Origin of the sequence: Enterococcus sp. AZ104, from assembly GCF_050546705.1 — a bacterium.
GTDB lineage: Bacteria > Bacillota > Bacilli > Lactobacillales > Enterococcaceae > Enterococcus > Enterococcus faecalis.
Genome location: NZ_CP172952.1, coordinates 1151043 through 1167819, shown reverse-complemented (window position 1 = coordinate 1167819; position 16777 = coordinate 1151043). Strand labels below are relative to the sequence as shown.

12 protein-coding genes and 1 riboswitch are annotated in these 16777 nt (G+C 39.0%); of the genes, 1 reads left to right on the top strand and 11 read right to left on the bottom strand.

Going from position 1 to position 16777, the window contains the following annotated elements:
• Positions 1–12: 12 nt before the first annotated feature.
• From dhaK to IGJ37_RS05670, 3 genes are read right to left on the bottom strand one after another with little or no spacing between them, the layout of a single operon-like run.
• The gene (gene dhaK, locus IGJ37_RS05680; protein ID WP_002357760.1) at positions 13–996 is read right to left on the bottom strand and encodes a dihydroxyacetone kinase subunit DhaK; all 984 of its coding nucleotides are present in this window, start codon (positions 994–996) and stop codon (positions 13–15) included.
• Positions 997–1395, bottom strand: a complete 399-nt coding sequence (gene dhaM, locus IGJ37_RS05675) for a dihydroxyacetone kinase phosphoryl donor subunit DhaM (protein ID WP_002357762.1) — start codon at positions 1393–1395, stop codon at positions 997–999. It abuts the gene before it with no gap.
• A 12-nt stretch (positions 1396–1407) separates the two neighbouring features.
• Positions 1408–2547 (bottom strand): glycerol dehydrogenase, encoded by a 1140-nt coding sequence (locus IGJ37_RS05670; RefSeq protein ID WP_002363858.1) that lies wholly within the window; start codon positions 2545–2547, stop codon positions 1408–1410.
• A 160-nt stretch (positions 2548–2707) separates the two neighbouring features.
• Here IGJ37_RS05670 and IGJ37_RS05665 point away from each other — a divergent pair, with 160 nt between their 5' ends.
• Positions 2708–3694: a PocR ligand-binding domain-containing protein gene (locus IGJ37_RS05665; protein ID WP_002382271.1), complete on the top strand. Its 987-nt coding sequence runs from the start codon at positions 2708–2710 to the stop codon at positions 3692–3694.
• Positions 3695–3805: 111 nt separating this feature from the next.
• Here IGJ37_RS05665 and lpdA read toward each other — a convergent pair whose 3' ends face one another.
• The 8 genes from lpdA to IGJ37_RS05625 all read right to left on the bottom strand — a co-directional run bounded on the left by lpdA (position 3806) and on the right by IGJ37_RS05625 (position 16755).
• Complete coding sequence (gene lpdA / locus IGJ37_RS05660; RefSeq protein ID WP_002357765.1) at positions 3806–5212, bottom strand: dihydrolipoyl dehydrogenase; 1407 nt, start codon at positions 5210–5212, stop codon at positions 3806–3808.
• A 7-nt stretch (positions 5213–5219) separates the two neighbouring features.
• Positions 5220–6842, bottom strand: a complete 1623-nt coding sequence (locus IGJ37_RS05655; RefSeq protein WP_430598987.1) for a dihydrolipoyllysine-residue acetyltransferase — start codon at positions 6840–6842, stop codon at positions 5220–5222.
• 142 nt (positions 6843–6984) lie between these two features.
• On the bottom strand, positions 6985–7962 hold the full coding sequence (locus tag IGJ37_RS05650; protein ID WP_002357767.1) for an alpha-ketoacid dehydrogenase subunit beta: 978 nt from the start codon (positions 7960–7962) through the stop codon (positions 6985–6987).
• A 2-nt stretch (positions 7963–7964) separates the two neighbouring features.
• Positions 7965–9080 (bottom strand): pyruvate dehydrogenase (acetyl-transferring) E1 component subunit alpha, encoded by a 1116-nt coding sequence (pdhA, locus tag IGJ37_RS05645; RefSeq protein WP_002357768.1) that lies wholly within the window; start codon positions 9078–9080, stop codon positions 7965–7967.
• A 598-nt stretch (positions 9081–9678) separates the two neighbouring features.
• Positions 9679–12291 (bottom strand): magnesium-translocating P-type ATPase, encoded by a 2613-nt coding sequence (mgtA, locus tag IGJ37_RS05640; protein WP_002413922.1) that lies wholly within the window; start codon positions 12289–12291, stop codon positions 9679–9681.
• Between the two features lie 223 nt (positions 12292–12514).
• A riboswitch (M-box (ykoK) riboswitch) is annotated at positions 12515–12682 on the bottom strand.
• 81 nt (positions 12683–12763) lie between these two features.
• A complete protein-coding gene (locus IGJ37_RS05635; RefSeq protein WP_002392546.1) occupies positions 12764–13345 on the bottom strand; it encodes a TMEM175 family protein in 582 nt (193 codons plus the stop codon).
• A gap of 169 nt (positions 13346–13514) precedes the next feature.
• Complete coding sequence (locus IGJ37_RS05630) at positions 13515–15128, bottom strand: glycoside hydrolase family 13 protein (RefSeq protein ID WP_430598986.1); 1614 nt, start codon at positions 15126–15128, stop codon at positions 13515–13517.
• A 1-nt stretch (position 15129) separates the two neighbouring features.
• A complete protein-coding gene (locus IGJ37_RS05625; RefSeq protein ID WP_048941662.1) occupies positions 15130–16755 on the bottom strand; it encodes a glycoside hydrolase family 13 protein in 1626 nt (541 codons plus the stop codon).
• Positions 16756–16777: the final 22 nt, after the last annotated feature.

The following is a 16777-nucleotide window of genomic DNA, read 5'->3' as shown; positions in this document are numbered from 1 at the left end:
CTTTTATCACCCTTACCAAGAAATTGTTGTTACATTGCTTTCTAGCGCTGTTTGCCAGTCTTTTGTCGCCAAGTCAATCATCGTTAAAGATAATCCTTGCATGTCAATAGACGTCATATAGTTACCCACTTTATGGAAGGTCACTTGAACACCTTTATCTTCTAATAATGTTAGCACGTCGTTCATAAATACAAATTGTTCCATTAATGGCGTGCCGCCCATGCCATTGACAAGTACCCCCACTGTTTGTGGTTGTTGCTCATAGCTACTTAATGTTTTTTCAACTAATTCTTTCGCTAACTCTTTCGATGGTTGGATTTTTTCACGACGATAGCCTGGTTCTCCGTGAATCCCTACGCCAAATTCAATTTCATCTTCTGGTAAAGTAAAACCTGGTTTGCCAACTTCAGGCACAGTGGCTGCTTTTAAAGCCACTCCAATTGTTTTCGTGGCTGCTACAATCTTTTCTCCTAAAGAAACGAGCTCTTCTAAAGAAGCACCTTGGCGGGCATGGTGTCCTAAAATTTTATGGACAAGAACAGTCCCGGCAACGCCGCGTTTTCCAGCGGTATAGGTGCTATCTTCAACAGCAATATCGTCATCGACAACGACCATTTCTACATGAATGTCTTCCATATCAGCCATATCTTTGGCCATTTCAAAGTTCAAAATATCGCCTGTATAATTTTTTACGATTAACAGAACACCGGCCCCTTGGTCTGCCGCTTGGATCCCTGTTAAAATTTGATCTGGTGTTGGTGAAGTAAAGACATCACCTAAAACTGCGGCATTTAACATTCCATCACCAACAAACCCAGCATGTGCAGGCTCATGACCACTTCCGCCACCAGATACTAACCCAACTTGTTTGTTTGAGTCGTTGCGAGCAATCACGCGAGAATCTTCGACTTGATGAACAAGGTTTCCATAGCTTTTCACAATTCCTTGGAGCATTTCTTCGACAATTTTACCAGGTTCATTAATAATTTTTTTCATTTAGTTCCACCCTTTCTTACCAGCATTTTGAGCTTCTGCTAAAATTTGCGTCAAATCATCTGAGACACCTGCAGTAATTGCTGCCGCAAAGGCACCTTCAACCAATGGTGCATCGACTAAATGATAATGTTTCTGTTGGTCTTCTTCTAGCATATCAAAAGCTAATTCTGAACTTAAAACGGCACTGCCTAAATCGGCAAAAATTAAAAATTCTCGGTCAGAGTCCGCTTCGTTAATCGTGTCAATGATTTTCATTGGATCTGAACCTAATGAACCATCTGATGTACCACCAAGTGAATGAATTGTAATTTCTTCACTGGCGTTCATCTGTTCAATCATCTCTTTAATACCATCTGTAATCATTTTGCTATGTGAAACGAGTAAAATATCTGCTTTCATGTGGACACTTCCTTAATCTAATTTATGTCTTGTTTTATATTCTTGTCCGACTTTATCTGCAACAATGATTGCATTCGCTACTTCTTCAACGACAATTGGAAATGGCATTGAATGAATTGATTCTTCTGGAATGCAAGCAATTTTGGCTACTTCCAACGCTTCTTCATAAGTGATTTCATCGACACCAATGTCTGAAAGCGTTAATGGTAAACCTACAGAAGCGCTAAAGTCTAAAACAGCTTCTAATTCGTCTTTTGCTGCATCTTCTAATACAAGTTGTGCAATCGTTGCAAAGGCTACTTTTTCACCATGTAAATAACTGTGCGCACCAGGTAAGACTGTCATACCGTTATGAATCGCATGCGCTGCAGCTAAACCGCCACTTTCAAAACCTAAGCCTGAAAGTAAGATATTTGTTTCGATAATCTTATTCAATGATTCAGTAACCACATTTGCATCACAAGCTAATTTCGCTTTTAACCCATCTTCCTGGAGGTTTTCCCAGCAAAGTTTCGCCATGGCCAAAGCTGCATATGTGCCGCTAGCAGCGGGCGTTAAGCCTTCTCTTGAACCCATTGGCAAACTAGCATTAACCCGAGAATATGAATTGTGTGTTGCGCGTGCTTCAAAATATGTGGATAAGGCATCCCCCATTCCAGCAACTAAAAATCTAGTTGGCGCTTTGGCAACCACTTTTGTATCAACCATCACGACGCTTGGACTTTGTTTAAAGTAAGCATAATCATCAAATGAGCCATCTTCATGATATAGTACAGCTGAATGCGAAGTTGGTGCATCTTGAGCCGCAATCGTTGGTACAATAATTAAGTTTTCACCTTCTGCTACGACTTTTGAAGCATCGATTGCTTTACCGCCACCTAAACCAATGATACAGTCTGCTTGTTCTTTTTGTCCAACGTTTTGCAAGCGCTTTGTTTCTTCACGCGTTACTTCTCCACTAAAGCCACCCTCTACGAAGGTAATGTCAAACTTTTTCGCTGTTTCTTCCAATTGTGGACGTACACGATCAACGTCAGCAGGATTTGCAATTAGTAACGCTTTTTTTCCAAAAGTTGAAACGAAGTAACCTAAGTTTAGTAATTCATCTTCCCCTTGAACATATTTCGTTGGTAAAATCAATGCTTTTCTCATGTTGATAGCCTCCTATATTTTGTTTACATACATAGTATAGAACGCTTTCATTCAAAAAGCATTGAACTTTTGGTATCGTTTTCTTGCAAAAAATGATAGAATTATTTTGTGAAATAATAAAATATTATGATTTTTAAACTTTAGATTGAAGGATTGCCTTATGACTGTAGAATTAAAAAATATTTTAGATTTAGAAAAGTGGGAAAAATTGCAAGAATCATTGGCCTTAAGCACTCGTTTAGCCATTATTTTAGTCGATTATAAAGGTCGTCCTGTGACGAAACATAGTCAAGTTCAACCCTTTTGCCAACTGGTACGTCACTCCCCTGAGCTCTCGAAACTTTGTGAAAAATGTGATGCTCGTGGTGGCTTGGAAGCTGTTCGCACTGGTCAGCCTTTTATCTACCGTTGTCACTTTAACATCGTTGATATGGCCATCCCCATTATTGTTGATGACCAGTATGTAGGAGCCATTATGGCTGGTGAAGTTTTGCTCGAAGATCACCAAGAAGAGTTAGAACAGGTTTTAACCATGAATGATGCCTTCATTCAAGAATTTTTAGTAACACACCAAGAGCTGTATCAACAATACCCTGTTTTAGAACTAGCAGACTTAGAAAAGAGCGCGACATTAATCGCTGATCTAAGCCAATATATTATTTCTGAAGCCATCAAAAAAGATTATTTAATCAATACGTACAAACAATCCTTACAGATTAGTTCGCGAAAAGAAGAGCTGGAGCCATTGAATATGATCCAAAAAGATATTCAACAAACTTTATTAACTGCTCAATTAACTCCTTCAAGTGCCTATCAAACTAAAAATAAGCAATTACAACCGGTTTTAGATGCCCTTTGGGAAAACAAATCGCTGCGTTTAAATTTACAAGAACTGGCAGACCTTGTTCATTTGACACCGACGTATTTAAGTCGTTTATTAAAAGAGGAGTTTGGTATTCCCTTTAGTCAATTTTATCGACAATTAAAAATCACATGGGCTAAACAGCTTCTTTTGGAGACAGATAAAACGATCGCCCAAATCAGTGAAGATTTAGGGTTTGTTGAAGATAGCTATTTTGTCCGTATCTTTAAACAAGAAACGGGTGAAACACCTCTTAAATACCGTAAAAGAAAGAACAGAGCATAAAAAAACAACGACTCCGAGAAGTCGTTGTTTTTTTACACCTTTGCTCTTGCTGTGGCTAATGCAACAAGTGCAAAAGGCGCATTATATCTGTCGTGCGACAAAGTGATACTATTAAATATGAATTGGTAAACCTAAAGCCAATTCAGCTGTATCCATAGTAATTTCGCCCAATGATGGGTGTGGGTGGATTGTTAAAGCAATGTCTTCTGCATTCATGCCAGATTCAATAGCTAAAGCTAATTCAGAAATCATGTCACTTGCACCGACACCGGCAATTTGTGCACCGATGATGACATTGTCTTCTACAGTTGTAACTAAACGCATGAATCCTTCAGTTTTATCTAAAGAGATTGCACGGCCGTTACCAGCAAATGGGAATTTGTAGCCTTTTGCTTCGATTCCCGCTTCTTTTGCTTCTGCAACAGTCATACCAACGCTTGCCAATTCTGGATCAGTAAAGGCAACAGCTGGCATTGCTTTGTAATCAACTGCAACTTTCTTACCAGAAATTGCTTCAGCAGCAATTTTTGCTTCGTAGCTTGCTTTATGCGCTAACGCAGCACCTGGTACGATGTCGCCGATTGCGAAGATGTTTTTCACGTTAGTACGTCCTTGGTTGTCAACTGGGATTAAACCACGTTCGCCAATTTCAACGCCCGCTTGTTCTAAGCCTAAGTCGTCTGTGTTTGGACGACGTCCAACAGTGACCATTACGTAATCTGCTTCAACACTTTCTTCTTTTCCGTTAACTTCATATTTAACAGTGACGCTATCGCCATTGTCAACAGCTTCTTTAGCCATTGCTGAAGTCACGATTGTTACGTTTTTCTTCTTGAAGTCGTCAGTGACAACTTTAACCATATCTTTTTCATAAGTTGGTAAAATTGATGGGCTACCTTCTAAAATTGTTACTTCTGAACCTAAGTTAGCATAAGCGCCACCTAATTCAGCACCGATGACACCGCCACCGATAATAACGAATTTTTTAGGAACTTCTTTTAAGTTTAAACCGCCTGTAGAATCTAACACGCGTCCGCCAAATTTGAATCCTGGGATTTCAATTGGACGAGAACCTGTTGCTACAATAGCATTATTGAATGAGTAAGTTTGTGCTGAGTCTGGGTGAATAACACGCAATGTATTTTCGTCAACGAAGAATGCTTCGCCTTCAATAATTTCTACTTTGTGTTTTTTCAATAACATACCAACGCCGCCTGTTAATGATTTAACAACTGTGTTATCTTTCCAGTCTTGTGTTTTTGCAAAGTCTAATTCGACTCCTTTAGCTGTTACACCAAAAGTTGAAGAATCTTGTGCTTCTTGGTAATGATGTCCAGCAGCAATTAAAGCTTTTGAAGGAATACATCCAACGTTTAAACAAACGCCTCCGATGTATTCACGTTCGATAATCGCAACTTTTTGACCCATTTCTGCGGCACGAATTGCGGCAACGTATCCTCCAGGACCAGCTCCGATTACGACTGTATCTAGTTCAATGGCGAAATCTCCTACTACCATTTGTTAATCATCCTTCCATTAATAGTAATTCTGGATCAGCTAATAAGCGTTTAATGTTGTTCATTGCTTTTTGAGCAGTTGCGCCGTCAACGATACGGTGGTCAAAGCTTAATGATAATTTCATCATGCGTCCCACAACGATTTCGCCGTCTGCATTAACAACTGGTTCTTGTGCAATTGTACCAACGCCTAAAATAGCAACTTCAGGGTAGTTGATTACTGGTGTAAACCAGCCGCCACCGACTGAACCAATGTTACTAATTGTGATTGTACCATCACGCATATCTTGTGCAGTTAATTTGCCTTCGATAGCCAATGCTGCTTTTTCGTTGATTTCATCAGCGATAGCAAACATGCTCTTCGTATTAGCATTTTTAACATTTGGTACATATAAGCCATGATCTGTATCAGTAGCAATACCAATGTTAAAGTAATTTTTGTAAACAATTTCTTGTGCTGCGTCATCGATTGATGCATTCAAGATTGGGAATTTTTGAACAGTTGAAGTCAATGCTTTTACAACGTATGGTAAGAATGTTAATTTTGTACCATTTGCAGCAGCAACATCTTTAAATTTCTTACGGTGATCCCATAATTTAGAAACTTCTACTTCATCATGTAATGTTACGTGAGGAGCAGTGTGTTTGCTGTTAACCATTGCTTTAGCAATTGCTTTACGTGTTGGTGTCATTTTTTCACGTGTTTCCATTTCGCCTAAATCAGAAGTAAAGGCTTTTGGCGCTGCTTTAGGTGCAGCTGCTTCCGCTTTAGGTGCTGCTTCTGTTGCGGCAGCTTCAGTAGCTGGTGCTGCTTGAGAGCCACCAGAAACAAAGGCATCAATATCCGCTTTAATGACACGGCCACCTTTACCAGTTGCAGTTACTTGTGTAATATCAACGTCTTTTTCACGCGCATACTGACGAACAGATGGCATTGCTAAAACGCGTTTGTTTGGATCAGCGGCTGCAACTACGCCTGTTGAAGCGGCTGGAGCTGATGCTTCCGCTTTAGGAGCGTCAGTAGCTGGTGCTGCGGCTGCCGGTGCTGCTGAAGAATTATGACCAGGTGCGTCAATTTCAACTAACACGTCACCCACATTGGCAACTGTTCCTTCTGGTACAACGATATTTTTTACAGTACCTGTTACTGGTGATGGAATTTCTTCTACTGATTTGTCATTTTGTACTTCTAATAATGAATCATCTTCATTAATTGTGTCGCCCGCTTTAACGAACCATTTAACGATTTCTCCTTCGGCAATTCCTTCACCGATGTCTGGTAATTTGAATTGGAAAAATCCGCCAGCTGCTTCGGTTGTTGGTACAGCAGCAGGTTGTGCTGGTGTTTGTTCTTGTGCAGGAGCTGCTGGTGCTGCATCGTTATCTTCGTGACCAGGTGCGTCGATTTCGATTAACACGTCACCAACGTTTGCAACTGTTCCTTCTGGTACAACGATATTTTTTACAGTACCTGTTACTGGTGATGGAATTTCTTCCACTGATTTGTCATTTTGTACTTCTAATAACGTATCGTCTTCGTTGATTGTATCGCCAGGTTTTACAAACCATTTAACGATTTCGCCTTCGGCAATCCCTTCACCGATATCCGGTAATTTAAACTGATAAGCCATTTTTTAAGTCTTCCCTTCTTCGTTGGATCTGTCTATTTTCTTAGGAGCAAAACGCGGGGAAACGACTATAGTAGCTGAACATTTCATGCCTATAGCCGTATTCCACCTGTTTAATTCTTCGTTTATCTACTTCGAATAACTATTAAAATTCGACGATTTCTCTAGCTTTTGCTTCGATATCTTTCGCATTTGGTAACCAGATATTTTCTGCTTGTCCGAATGGGAAGATTGTATCTGGAGCAGATACACGTCCGATTGGTGCTTCTAATGATAATACGGCACGTTCAGAAATTTCAGAAACAACCATAGCGCCAACGCCAGCTTGTTTTTGTGCTTCTTGAACGACAACCACACGGCCAGTTTTTTCAACAGAGTTAATAATTGTTTCCACATCTAAAGGAGCCACTGTACGTAAGTCAATGATTTCTGCTGAAATATTGTCTTTCGCTAAGCTATCAGCTGCTTTAATCGCTTCACGAACCATAGCGCCGTAAGTGATGATTGATACGTCTGTTCCTTCACGAGTTACAGCCGCTTTATCTAAAGGCACTTCATAAGCTTCGTCTGGCACTTCCTCACGGAATGAACGGTATAATTTCATGTGCTCTAAGTAAACAACTGGATCGTTGCTACGAATAGATGAAATTAATAGTCCTTTTGCATCGTAAGGGTTTGATGGAATAACAACACGAACACCTGGTGATTGTGCGATTAATCCTTCTAAGTTATCTGAGTGAAGTTCTGGTGTATGAACACCACCACCAAATGGGGCACGAACAGTAATTGGCATATTACGAGTTCCACCCATACGGTAACGCGTACGAGCCATTTGACCAACGATTTCGTCAAATACTTCAAAAACGAAACCAAAGAATTGGATTTCAGGAACAGGACGGTAACCTTGCAAGGCAAGACCGAAAGCCAATCCACCGATACCAGATTCAGCTAAAGGTGTATCGAAGACGCGGTCTTCACCAAATTTTTCTTGTAAACCTTCAGTTGCACGGAAAACCCCACCGTTGTTACCAACGTCTTCACCGAAGATTAAGACATTTTCGTCTTTCTCTAATTCAAGAGCTAAGGCATCTGTAATTGCTTGGATCATAGTTTTTTGTGCCATTTTTATTTCGACTCCTTCGCTTCATAAAATGCAATTTGTTCTTTAATTGTTTGAGGTTGAACTTCAAACATATTTTTCAAGAAATCAGAAACTTTTTGTTTTGGCGCTTTATCCGCTTCTGCAATCGCTACTTTGATTTCTTCTTTTGTTTTTTCAATAATTTCTTCTTCTTTTGCTTCAGACCATAAGCCTTTATCTGTTAGATATTTACGGAAACGAGTCAATGGATCTTTTTGTACCCATTCGTCATCCATTTCTTTTGAACGGTAACGTGTTGGATCGTCTCCAGATAAAGTATGTGGACCATAACGATAGGTTAATGTTTCAATTAAAACTGGACCGTTTCCTGCAGCTGACCAATCACGTGCTTCTTTTGCAATTGCGTAAACTGCTAATGGATCCATACCATCAACTTGAATACCAGGAATTCCTGCTGCAACAGCTTTTTGAGCTAAAGTTTTAGCCGCTGTTTGTTTTTCACGAGGTGTAGAAATCGCAAAACCATTGTTTTGGATAATGAAGACACCGTTTGCTTGGTAAGCACCAGCAAAGTTAATTGCTTCATAGAAGTCCCCTTGTGAAGAACCGCCGTCACCAGTATAAGTGAAGACAACATTTTCTTTTCCACGTTTTTTTAATCCTAAAGCAACACCAGCTGCTTGGATGTATTGAGCACCAATGATAATTTGTGGTGGTAATGCATTTAAATCTTCCGCGTAGTAGTTCCCTGCTACGTGACCACGAGACCATAAGAAAGCTTCTCTTAATGGTAAACCATGTTGTACTAATTGAGGTACATCACGGTAACCTGGTAGTAAGTAGTCTTCTTTTTCCATTGCAAATTGGCTTGCCAATTGGCTTGCTTCTTGTCCAGCTGTTGGCGCGAAGAATCCTAAGCGTCCTTGACGGTTTAATGCAGTAGAACGTTGGTCTAACACACGAGACCAAACCATGCGTGTCATTAATTCAACTAATTCCTCATCCGATAAATCAGGTACTAAATCTTCATTCACAATTTTTCCATCTTGATCCAAGATTTGGAAAGTTGGGAAATCAGCGTCGACTTTAGCCATTAGCTCTTTAAAGTCAATAGGTTTTTGTTTCTTAGCCTTTGCCATTTTGTCACACAATCCTCTCTATTACGTTTCTTTAATTTCGATAAAAGTAAAACAGAGTGCGAAACTGTATTACTTTTTATCGACTACACTTAACAAATTATCACTAAATTCGAAAAAGCGCAAGAAAAAAACTCTAATTTCTTCATTTTTTCACAAAAGAGCAAAACCGCATGTTTTTGCGGTTTAGTGATAATTTTCACAAACAAGAAAACGGTTTCTGTTCCACACTTCTTCTGTACTATTTTTCTCCTAACTGTTATATTCTATTTTGAAAATATTATATAACAGTTCTATTAATTCGAGCCCCCTCATCCCCGAGCTGGCTAGTAATCTGATTTCCGAACTTTGCGTTTTCATGAAAATTATCTTGAAAAAACCAAAAAATAAAAACCGTCAGCCGAGTAACCTACTCAGCATGCGGTTTTTTATTTTTTAGAGAACAAAGTTTTTTTCGTTAATTTTTATTTTTTTTGGCTCGTTTTTTTGCCAAATACTTTGCCTTAGGTTTTATCACGAACATTCATTGCTTAAAATCACCAAATTTTCGCAAAACGAGTAATACAGCTTAGCAATTTCTTTTCTCTTTCAGTAGATTTTACTAAATCCATTCCTTAGTAATTTTAATATATAAACGTTTAGCTACTTCAACAGTTAACATGTACGCAATGATGATTCCAAAGAACCATGGCCAGTAGTTAGCCGGAAGTTTCACAAAGTCAAAAACCTCTCTTATAGGCGTTGCTACAATCAGGAAACCGAGTAAAATTGCGCCTAAACTACTTAACATCACAGGCATTGACGCACGACTTTGAATGAATGGTATTTTCCGCGTCCGGACCATATGAACAACTAACGTTTGACTAACAAGTCCCACCATAAACCAACCTGTTTGGAATAAATGTTGAGTTGCCAAACTATTGGCGCTAAACACAAACCACATGACAAGATACGTTAGAATATCGAAAATACTACTTACCGGGCCAATACATACTGTAAATTTCGCTAGTCCGTTCGTTTCCCACCGAACAGGGCTTAATAACTCTTCTTCATCGACATTATCCCAAGGAATTGTCAACTGAGCTACATCATAAATCAAATTTTGAATCAAGAGTTGTAAGGAAAGCATTGGTAGAAATGGTAAAAAGGCACTGGCTACTAAAATTGAAAAGACATTCCCAAAATTAGAACTGATGGTAATTTTAATATATTTCATCATATTGCTAAATACTTTTCGTCCTTCAATCACACCAGATTCCAGTACATTTAAACTTTTTTCCAGTAAAATAATCGAGCTAGCATCTTTAGTAATATCAGCTGCAGTATCTACTGAAATGCCCACATCAGCTTTTCGTAATGCCGGTGCATCATTAATGCCATCCCCCATAAAACCAACCGTATGACCTTTTGCTTGTAGCAATTCAATAATTTTAGATTTTTGCATCGGATTTAATTTGGCAAATAAATTAGTTTCTTCTACTTGCGCCCGCAACTCTTCATCTGTCATTGCTTCAATTTGAGAACCTAATAACACATGGGAAACTTCAATGCCTACATCTTTACAGACTTTTTTGGCGACAATGTCATTATCGCCCGTTAGCACTTTCACGTTGACACCATGTTCATGTAAGGAGCGGATAGCGCTGACGGCTGACTCTTTTGCTGGATCAAGAAACCCCATAAACCCAATCAATGTCATCTCTTTTTCATCTTCAACTGAATAAACTGCTTCTTTATGGACATCTTTTTTTACAGCTACCGCTAACACACGCATCCCTTGTTTGTTCATTTGAACATTTACTCGGCGTAGTTCTTCTCGTACAGCACTGCTTAATGGTACAATTTCGCCATTAATTTGCGCATGCGTGCACACTTCTTCCATTTCTTCCACGGCGCCTTTCGTAATCATCAATTGATGATCATCTGCATTCACGACAACCGTTAAGCGGCGTCTGGAAAAATCAAAAGGAATTTCATCAATTTTAGTGACATTTTTAAACGGCGTTTTCCATTGATGCTCTTCATAAAAATTAATAACGGCAATATCCATTAAATTTTTCCAACCTGTTTGATAAGAAGAATTTAAGTAGGCTAAATTTAGAACCTCGTCACTCAAATCACCTAATGGATTCAAATGTTGAACCAAAACTACACGATCTTCGGTAATCGTTCCAGTCTTATCTGTACAGAGCACATCCATACCACCTAAATTTTGGATAGCCGCTAATTCTTTAACAATGACTTTATGTTTCGATAAGGATAATGCACCCTTGGCTAAGTTACTCGTAACAATCATTGGCAACATTTCTGGTGTCAAACCAACTGCAACGGCAATCGCGAAGAAAAACGCTTCGCCCCAAGCACCTTTAGTTAAACCATTAATCAAGAAAACGATTGGAAACAAAATCATTACCATTCGTAATAAAAACTTACTGACTTTTGCTAAGCCTAAGTCAAAACTAGTTTTTCCTCGTTGTGTTGTAGCATTTTTAGCAATATCACCAAAAAATGTATGTTGCCCAGTTTTTAAAATAATCGCTTTTCCTTGTCCACTCAAGACATCTGTGCCCATAAACACTAGGTCTTGCATATCTAATGCAGAAACCTCTGTTTGTTGACGATCCACACCTGCATCCACAAATTTTTCGACAGGCATGGATTCGCCTGTTAGCGACGATTGATTAACGAATAAATCTTTGGTCCAAATCAACACGGCATCTGCAGGAATCATGTCTCCTGTAGCTAAAGTTACAATGTCTCCTGGAACAATTTCGTCCATTGGAATTTCTTTCGTAATCCCTTCCCGTGTCACTGCAGCGGTATTTTCAATTAATTCTTTTAAATCCAAACTCGCTTTTTGAGAACGATACTCTTGTATAAAAGCAATCAAGACACTGGCTAAAATCATCACGCCCATCACGATAGCGGCTTCGAAATCTTTCGTTAAAGTTGAAACGACCATCAATAAGGCTAAGACATAGACAAACGGATCTTTGAATGCACTTAAAAATAAAATAATTGCTGGGGTTGGCTTTTGTGCAGAAACTTCGTTTGGTCCAAATTCCTCTAATCTTTTTTCGGCATCTTCATTCGAGAGTCCTTTTTCAGATGTCCGTAATTCCATCATTAATTCCCGTTCAGAAAGCAACGCCAATTTACGTAATTCTTGATCTTTGGTTGCTTTTCTCATATCCATTGTTTTTTTGTTCATCATTTTCTTTTCCTCCAAGGTTGTGGTCACCTGCCGAAAAGAGCGCTAAAATCTTCTCCTTTCGTTGGTGACTGTATTTTGTTTCTCTGTTCACTTCCAGGGTCTTCCATGACAGTCATCCTTTCTTTTTCTTATTTATACTTCCAGTGAATAATTGCTTTTTTGCCAAACACACAAAAAAGGACCTACTCAACAATAGAGTACGTCCCAAAATACCATCTTTAAATAAGATTCTCTATCGTTGAGCTTTAGCACTATAGGGCGTAGATAACATGTATCAGCTACATTATGAATAACCTTCACGATTATTCCTGTTCAACCAACTAAGGGTCTCTCGATCCTTTCGCGGCAGCAGCATTTGTCCAAATAGGAGCCTCACCTAACAATTATTCAGTTTTTATCCACTTCTTATAATAGAGGAGTTTGACATTCTTGTCAAAAGATTTATGACTTTTTTGTTATAAATAAAAAATAACTACTTTAAAATTTCCTTTATTTCTGCTTTTCGCTCAGGAATAAACCACATGACTAAAACAATCGTATCAATAATCAGGACAGCGATTGGCGCTACTAGTTTGCCTACAATCAACGCAATAATATTCAACACAATCGAAAGCGTTAATTTTGGATAGTGGCCAAACAAACGTTGTACTTCGGATTTGGGCCCATTTGCCTGAATCAATGCCCGCACCACTAGATAATAAGCAACATCAGCTCCTAATACTACTAAGCCATACAAAGCTTGTGGCGGCCAAGAAAACGGATGTTCACCTACCCAACCAGTAACAAACGGGAAAAACGTCAACGTCAAAATTAATAAATTATTCATCCAAAGGACACGTCCATCAATTTTACGGACACTTTGAAATAAATGATGATGATTGTTCCAATAAATCAATAAAGTAACAAAACTAATTAAATAAATAATGATTTTGTGTCCAGATTGAGTCAGAGCAGACCAATCTGCTTTTTCAGGAATTTTTAATTCTAAAATTAATAACGTTAAAATAATCGCAATGACTGCATCTGTAAATGCTTCTACACGTGTTTTCGGCATCATTTCCCCCTACTTTCATAAAATTAAATAACTTACCCAAAGTAAGTATAACGCATTTCTGTAAAAATTCAATTATTTATGAAGTCTCTCGGTTGTTGAAGTTCCTAAAAACGAGTGCAAGAGTCCCACTTAAAAGTAAGCCTCTTACACTCGTTATAGAACAAATCAGTTATTGGAAGACCCCTGCCTGATAAGGTGCTAACTGCATTCGTTTCTCCACTGTAAAATCTTGATTCCCTAACAATTGTTGCCACTTTCTGCCCAGTAATTTATTCGGCAAGTCAAATTGGCACTTTTCTCCACTTAAATTGACAATCACTAACGCTGTTGCCTCAGTTGTTTTTCTTAAAAAAGCAAAAACAGACGGATGATTGGGCGCTAATAGTTCAAACTGTCCATCTGTAAAGACCGGATTGTCTTTCCGCAACGCAATTAACTTTTTATAATAATTCAACACGGATTGAGCATCCGTTTCTTGGTCAGCCACATTTATTTCTTTGAAATTGGGATGAATTGCTAACCACGGATGCACCGAGGTGAATGAACTTGCCTCTTGACTCGTCCACTGCATAGGCGTACGCGAATGGTCCCGCGTCCAATGCGCCACTTCTTTCAATGCTTGTTTCGCATCGTAGCCACTTTCTATAAGCAAACGATAATGGTTATGAGAATCTTTAGCATCTAACTCGTCAATCTGTTGAAACGGATAATTAACCATGCCGATTTCCTGTCCTTGATAAATAAACGGTGTTCCTCGCAAGAGCAAGGCGATTGTTCCAATCGCCTTAGCAGAATGAGAGGTTTCATTGCCTAAAATTGAATTGATTCTGGGATTATCATGATTTTCTACATATAATGCATTCCAGCCTTCTGTCCCTAAATGCTTTTGCCAGCGAGCCATTACTTTTTTATAGCCTAAAATATTTAACCGTTCTTCTCCTGGCTTTCCTTCTCGAACATTGTGCTCTAATTCAAAAATCATATTCAGATAGCCCGCATCATTGGTCCATTCCACCGCTTTTTTACTTGAAACGCCACTAGCTTCCCCCACTGTCATGATGTCATACTCAGCAAAAATAGCTTTCAAATCCAGCATATAGTCTTCAATGCCTTTTACATTCATAAATGGAGCCCACGGATTCGTGGTAATTTTAAAATCCCAAGGTTCTTTTTGGATATGACTAATCGCATCCAATCGGAAACCATCAATTCCCAAATCTAACCACCAGCGAATCATCGCATAAATCTCTTCACGAACTTTAGGATTTTTCCAGTTCAAATCAGGTTGCTCTTTTGCAAACACATGAAAATATGCTTGCTTTGTACCCGCGTCATACGTCCAAGTCGAGCCACCAAAAAAGCTTTGCCATTCATTCGGCATACGATCTGGTGTCGCATCGGCCCATAAATAATACTCACGATACGGATTATCTAAACTTTTTTTCGCTTCAACAAACCACGGATGTTGATCACTTGTATGATTGACCACTAAATCAAGAATAATATTCAAACCTAATTGATGCGCTTGGTCCAAAAGTTCTTGAAAATCTTCCATCGTACCAAATTCTGGCTGAATCCCTTGATAATCCGCAATATCATAACCATTGTCAACGTTTGGCGAAGTGTAAATCGGATTTAACCATAAAAAATCGACCCCTAGTTCTTTTAAATACGGTAATTTCTCAATAATTCCCTGCAAATCACCAATGCCATCCCCGTTGCTATCTTTAAAACTCCGAGGATAAATTTGATAACCGACAGCATTTTTCCACCATTGTTCCATCTTATTGACTCACTTTCACAACAAATGCTTGCCAAGGCGCTAACGAATAATCTGCTAAAGCAGTGACATCTGTCGGCATATTTTCAATCATTACTTGTTCTACATGAACGTCTGCAGAAAATGGCTGAACTTTGTCAGAAAAGTTCGTTACAACAAGCCAGCGTTCCTCACCATAGGTACGATAAAAACTGATCACTTCGTCCACTGTTTCTAGCAATTCAAAGTTGCCCCAAACAATTAAAGGATGTTCTTTTCTCAAACGAATCATTTCTTGGTACGTATAGAATAGTGAATTTTTATCTGCCAAAGCAGCAGCGACGTTAATCGTTTGATAATTGGGATTAACATCAATCCAAGGTGTACCCGTCGTAAAGCCCGCATTTTTTTCAGTGGTCCACTGCATAGGCCGGCGTGCATTGTCGCGACCTTTAGTATTAATTTTCAGCAAAATTTCTTCTTTAGAATATCCTTTTTCTAAATACTCATGGTACATGTTAATTGTTTCGATATCCCGTGCTTCACGAATATCTGTAATCGGCGTATTGGTCATACCAATTTCTTCCCCTTGATAAATATAAGGTGTGCCTTTCATCATGTGCAGTAAAATAGCGAATAACTTACTACTTTCCAACCAATGTTCCTGATCATTTCCCCAACGTGAAATCATTCTCGGTAAATCATGGTTATTCCAAAACAAAGAATTCCAGCCATCATTTCCTAATTCTGTTTGCCATTTTGCAAAAACCTGTTTCAACTTGGCAACTTCCATTGGCTGAAGGTCCCATTTTTCTTTACCTGGTTGTTGATCCAAGCTCATATGTTCAAACTGAAAAATCATAGATAATTCATGACGCTCTGGACTAGAGTACATTTTTGCAATCTCAGGTGTGGCCCCCCATGTTTCACCTACAGTTAACAGCTCTTTGCCGCCAAATGTCGCGGCGTTCATTTCTTGTAAATAACGATGTAAATGAGGCCCATTCGCGGTGATCTCTTCTCCTGGAATTTTACCCACTAAGTCAATTACATCTAAACGGAAACCGCCAATTCCTTTATCAATCCAAAAATTCATCATCTCGTAAACCGACTGACGCATTTGTTGGTTTTCCCAATTTAAATCTGGTTGTTTTTTACTAAACAAATGCAAATAGTATTGCCCACTCGCTTCATCAAACGTCCACGCCGAACCCGAAAAGGCAGATTTCAATCGGTTAGGCGCACCGCCATCTGAAGCAGGATCAGCCCATACATAATAGTCTCGGTAGGGGTTCTCCTTGCTTTTTTTCGCTTCAATAAACCAACGATGTTCATCTGACGTATGGTTAACCACTAAGTCCATAATAATTTCAATCTTTCGCTTTTTCGCTTCCTCAATTAGACGATCCATATCCGCCATCGTCCCAAACTCTGTCATAATCGCTTCATAATCAGAAATGTCATAACCATTGTCATCATTGGGTGATTGATAAACTGGTGATAACCAAATAGCCCCAATGCCTAACGTTTCCAAATAATCCAATTTTTCAATAATTCCTGGTAAATCTCCAATGCCATCTCCATTGCTATCCTTAAAACTGCGAGGATAAATCTGATAAACCACGACTTCTTGCCACCAATGTTTTTCCATTCTTCTTCACATTCCTTTGCTT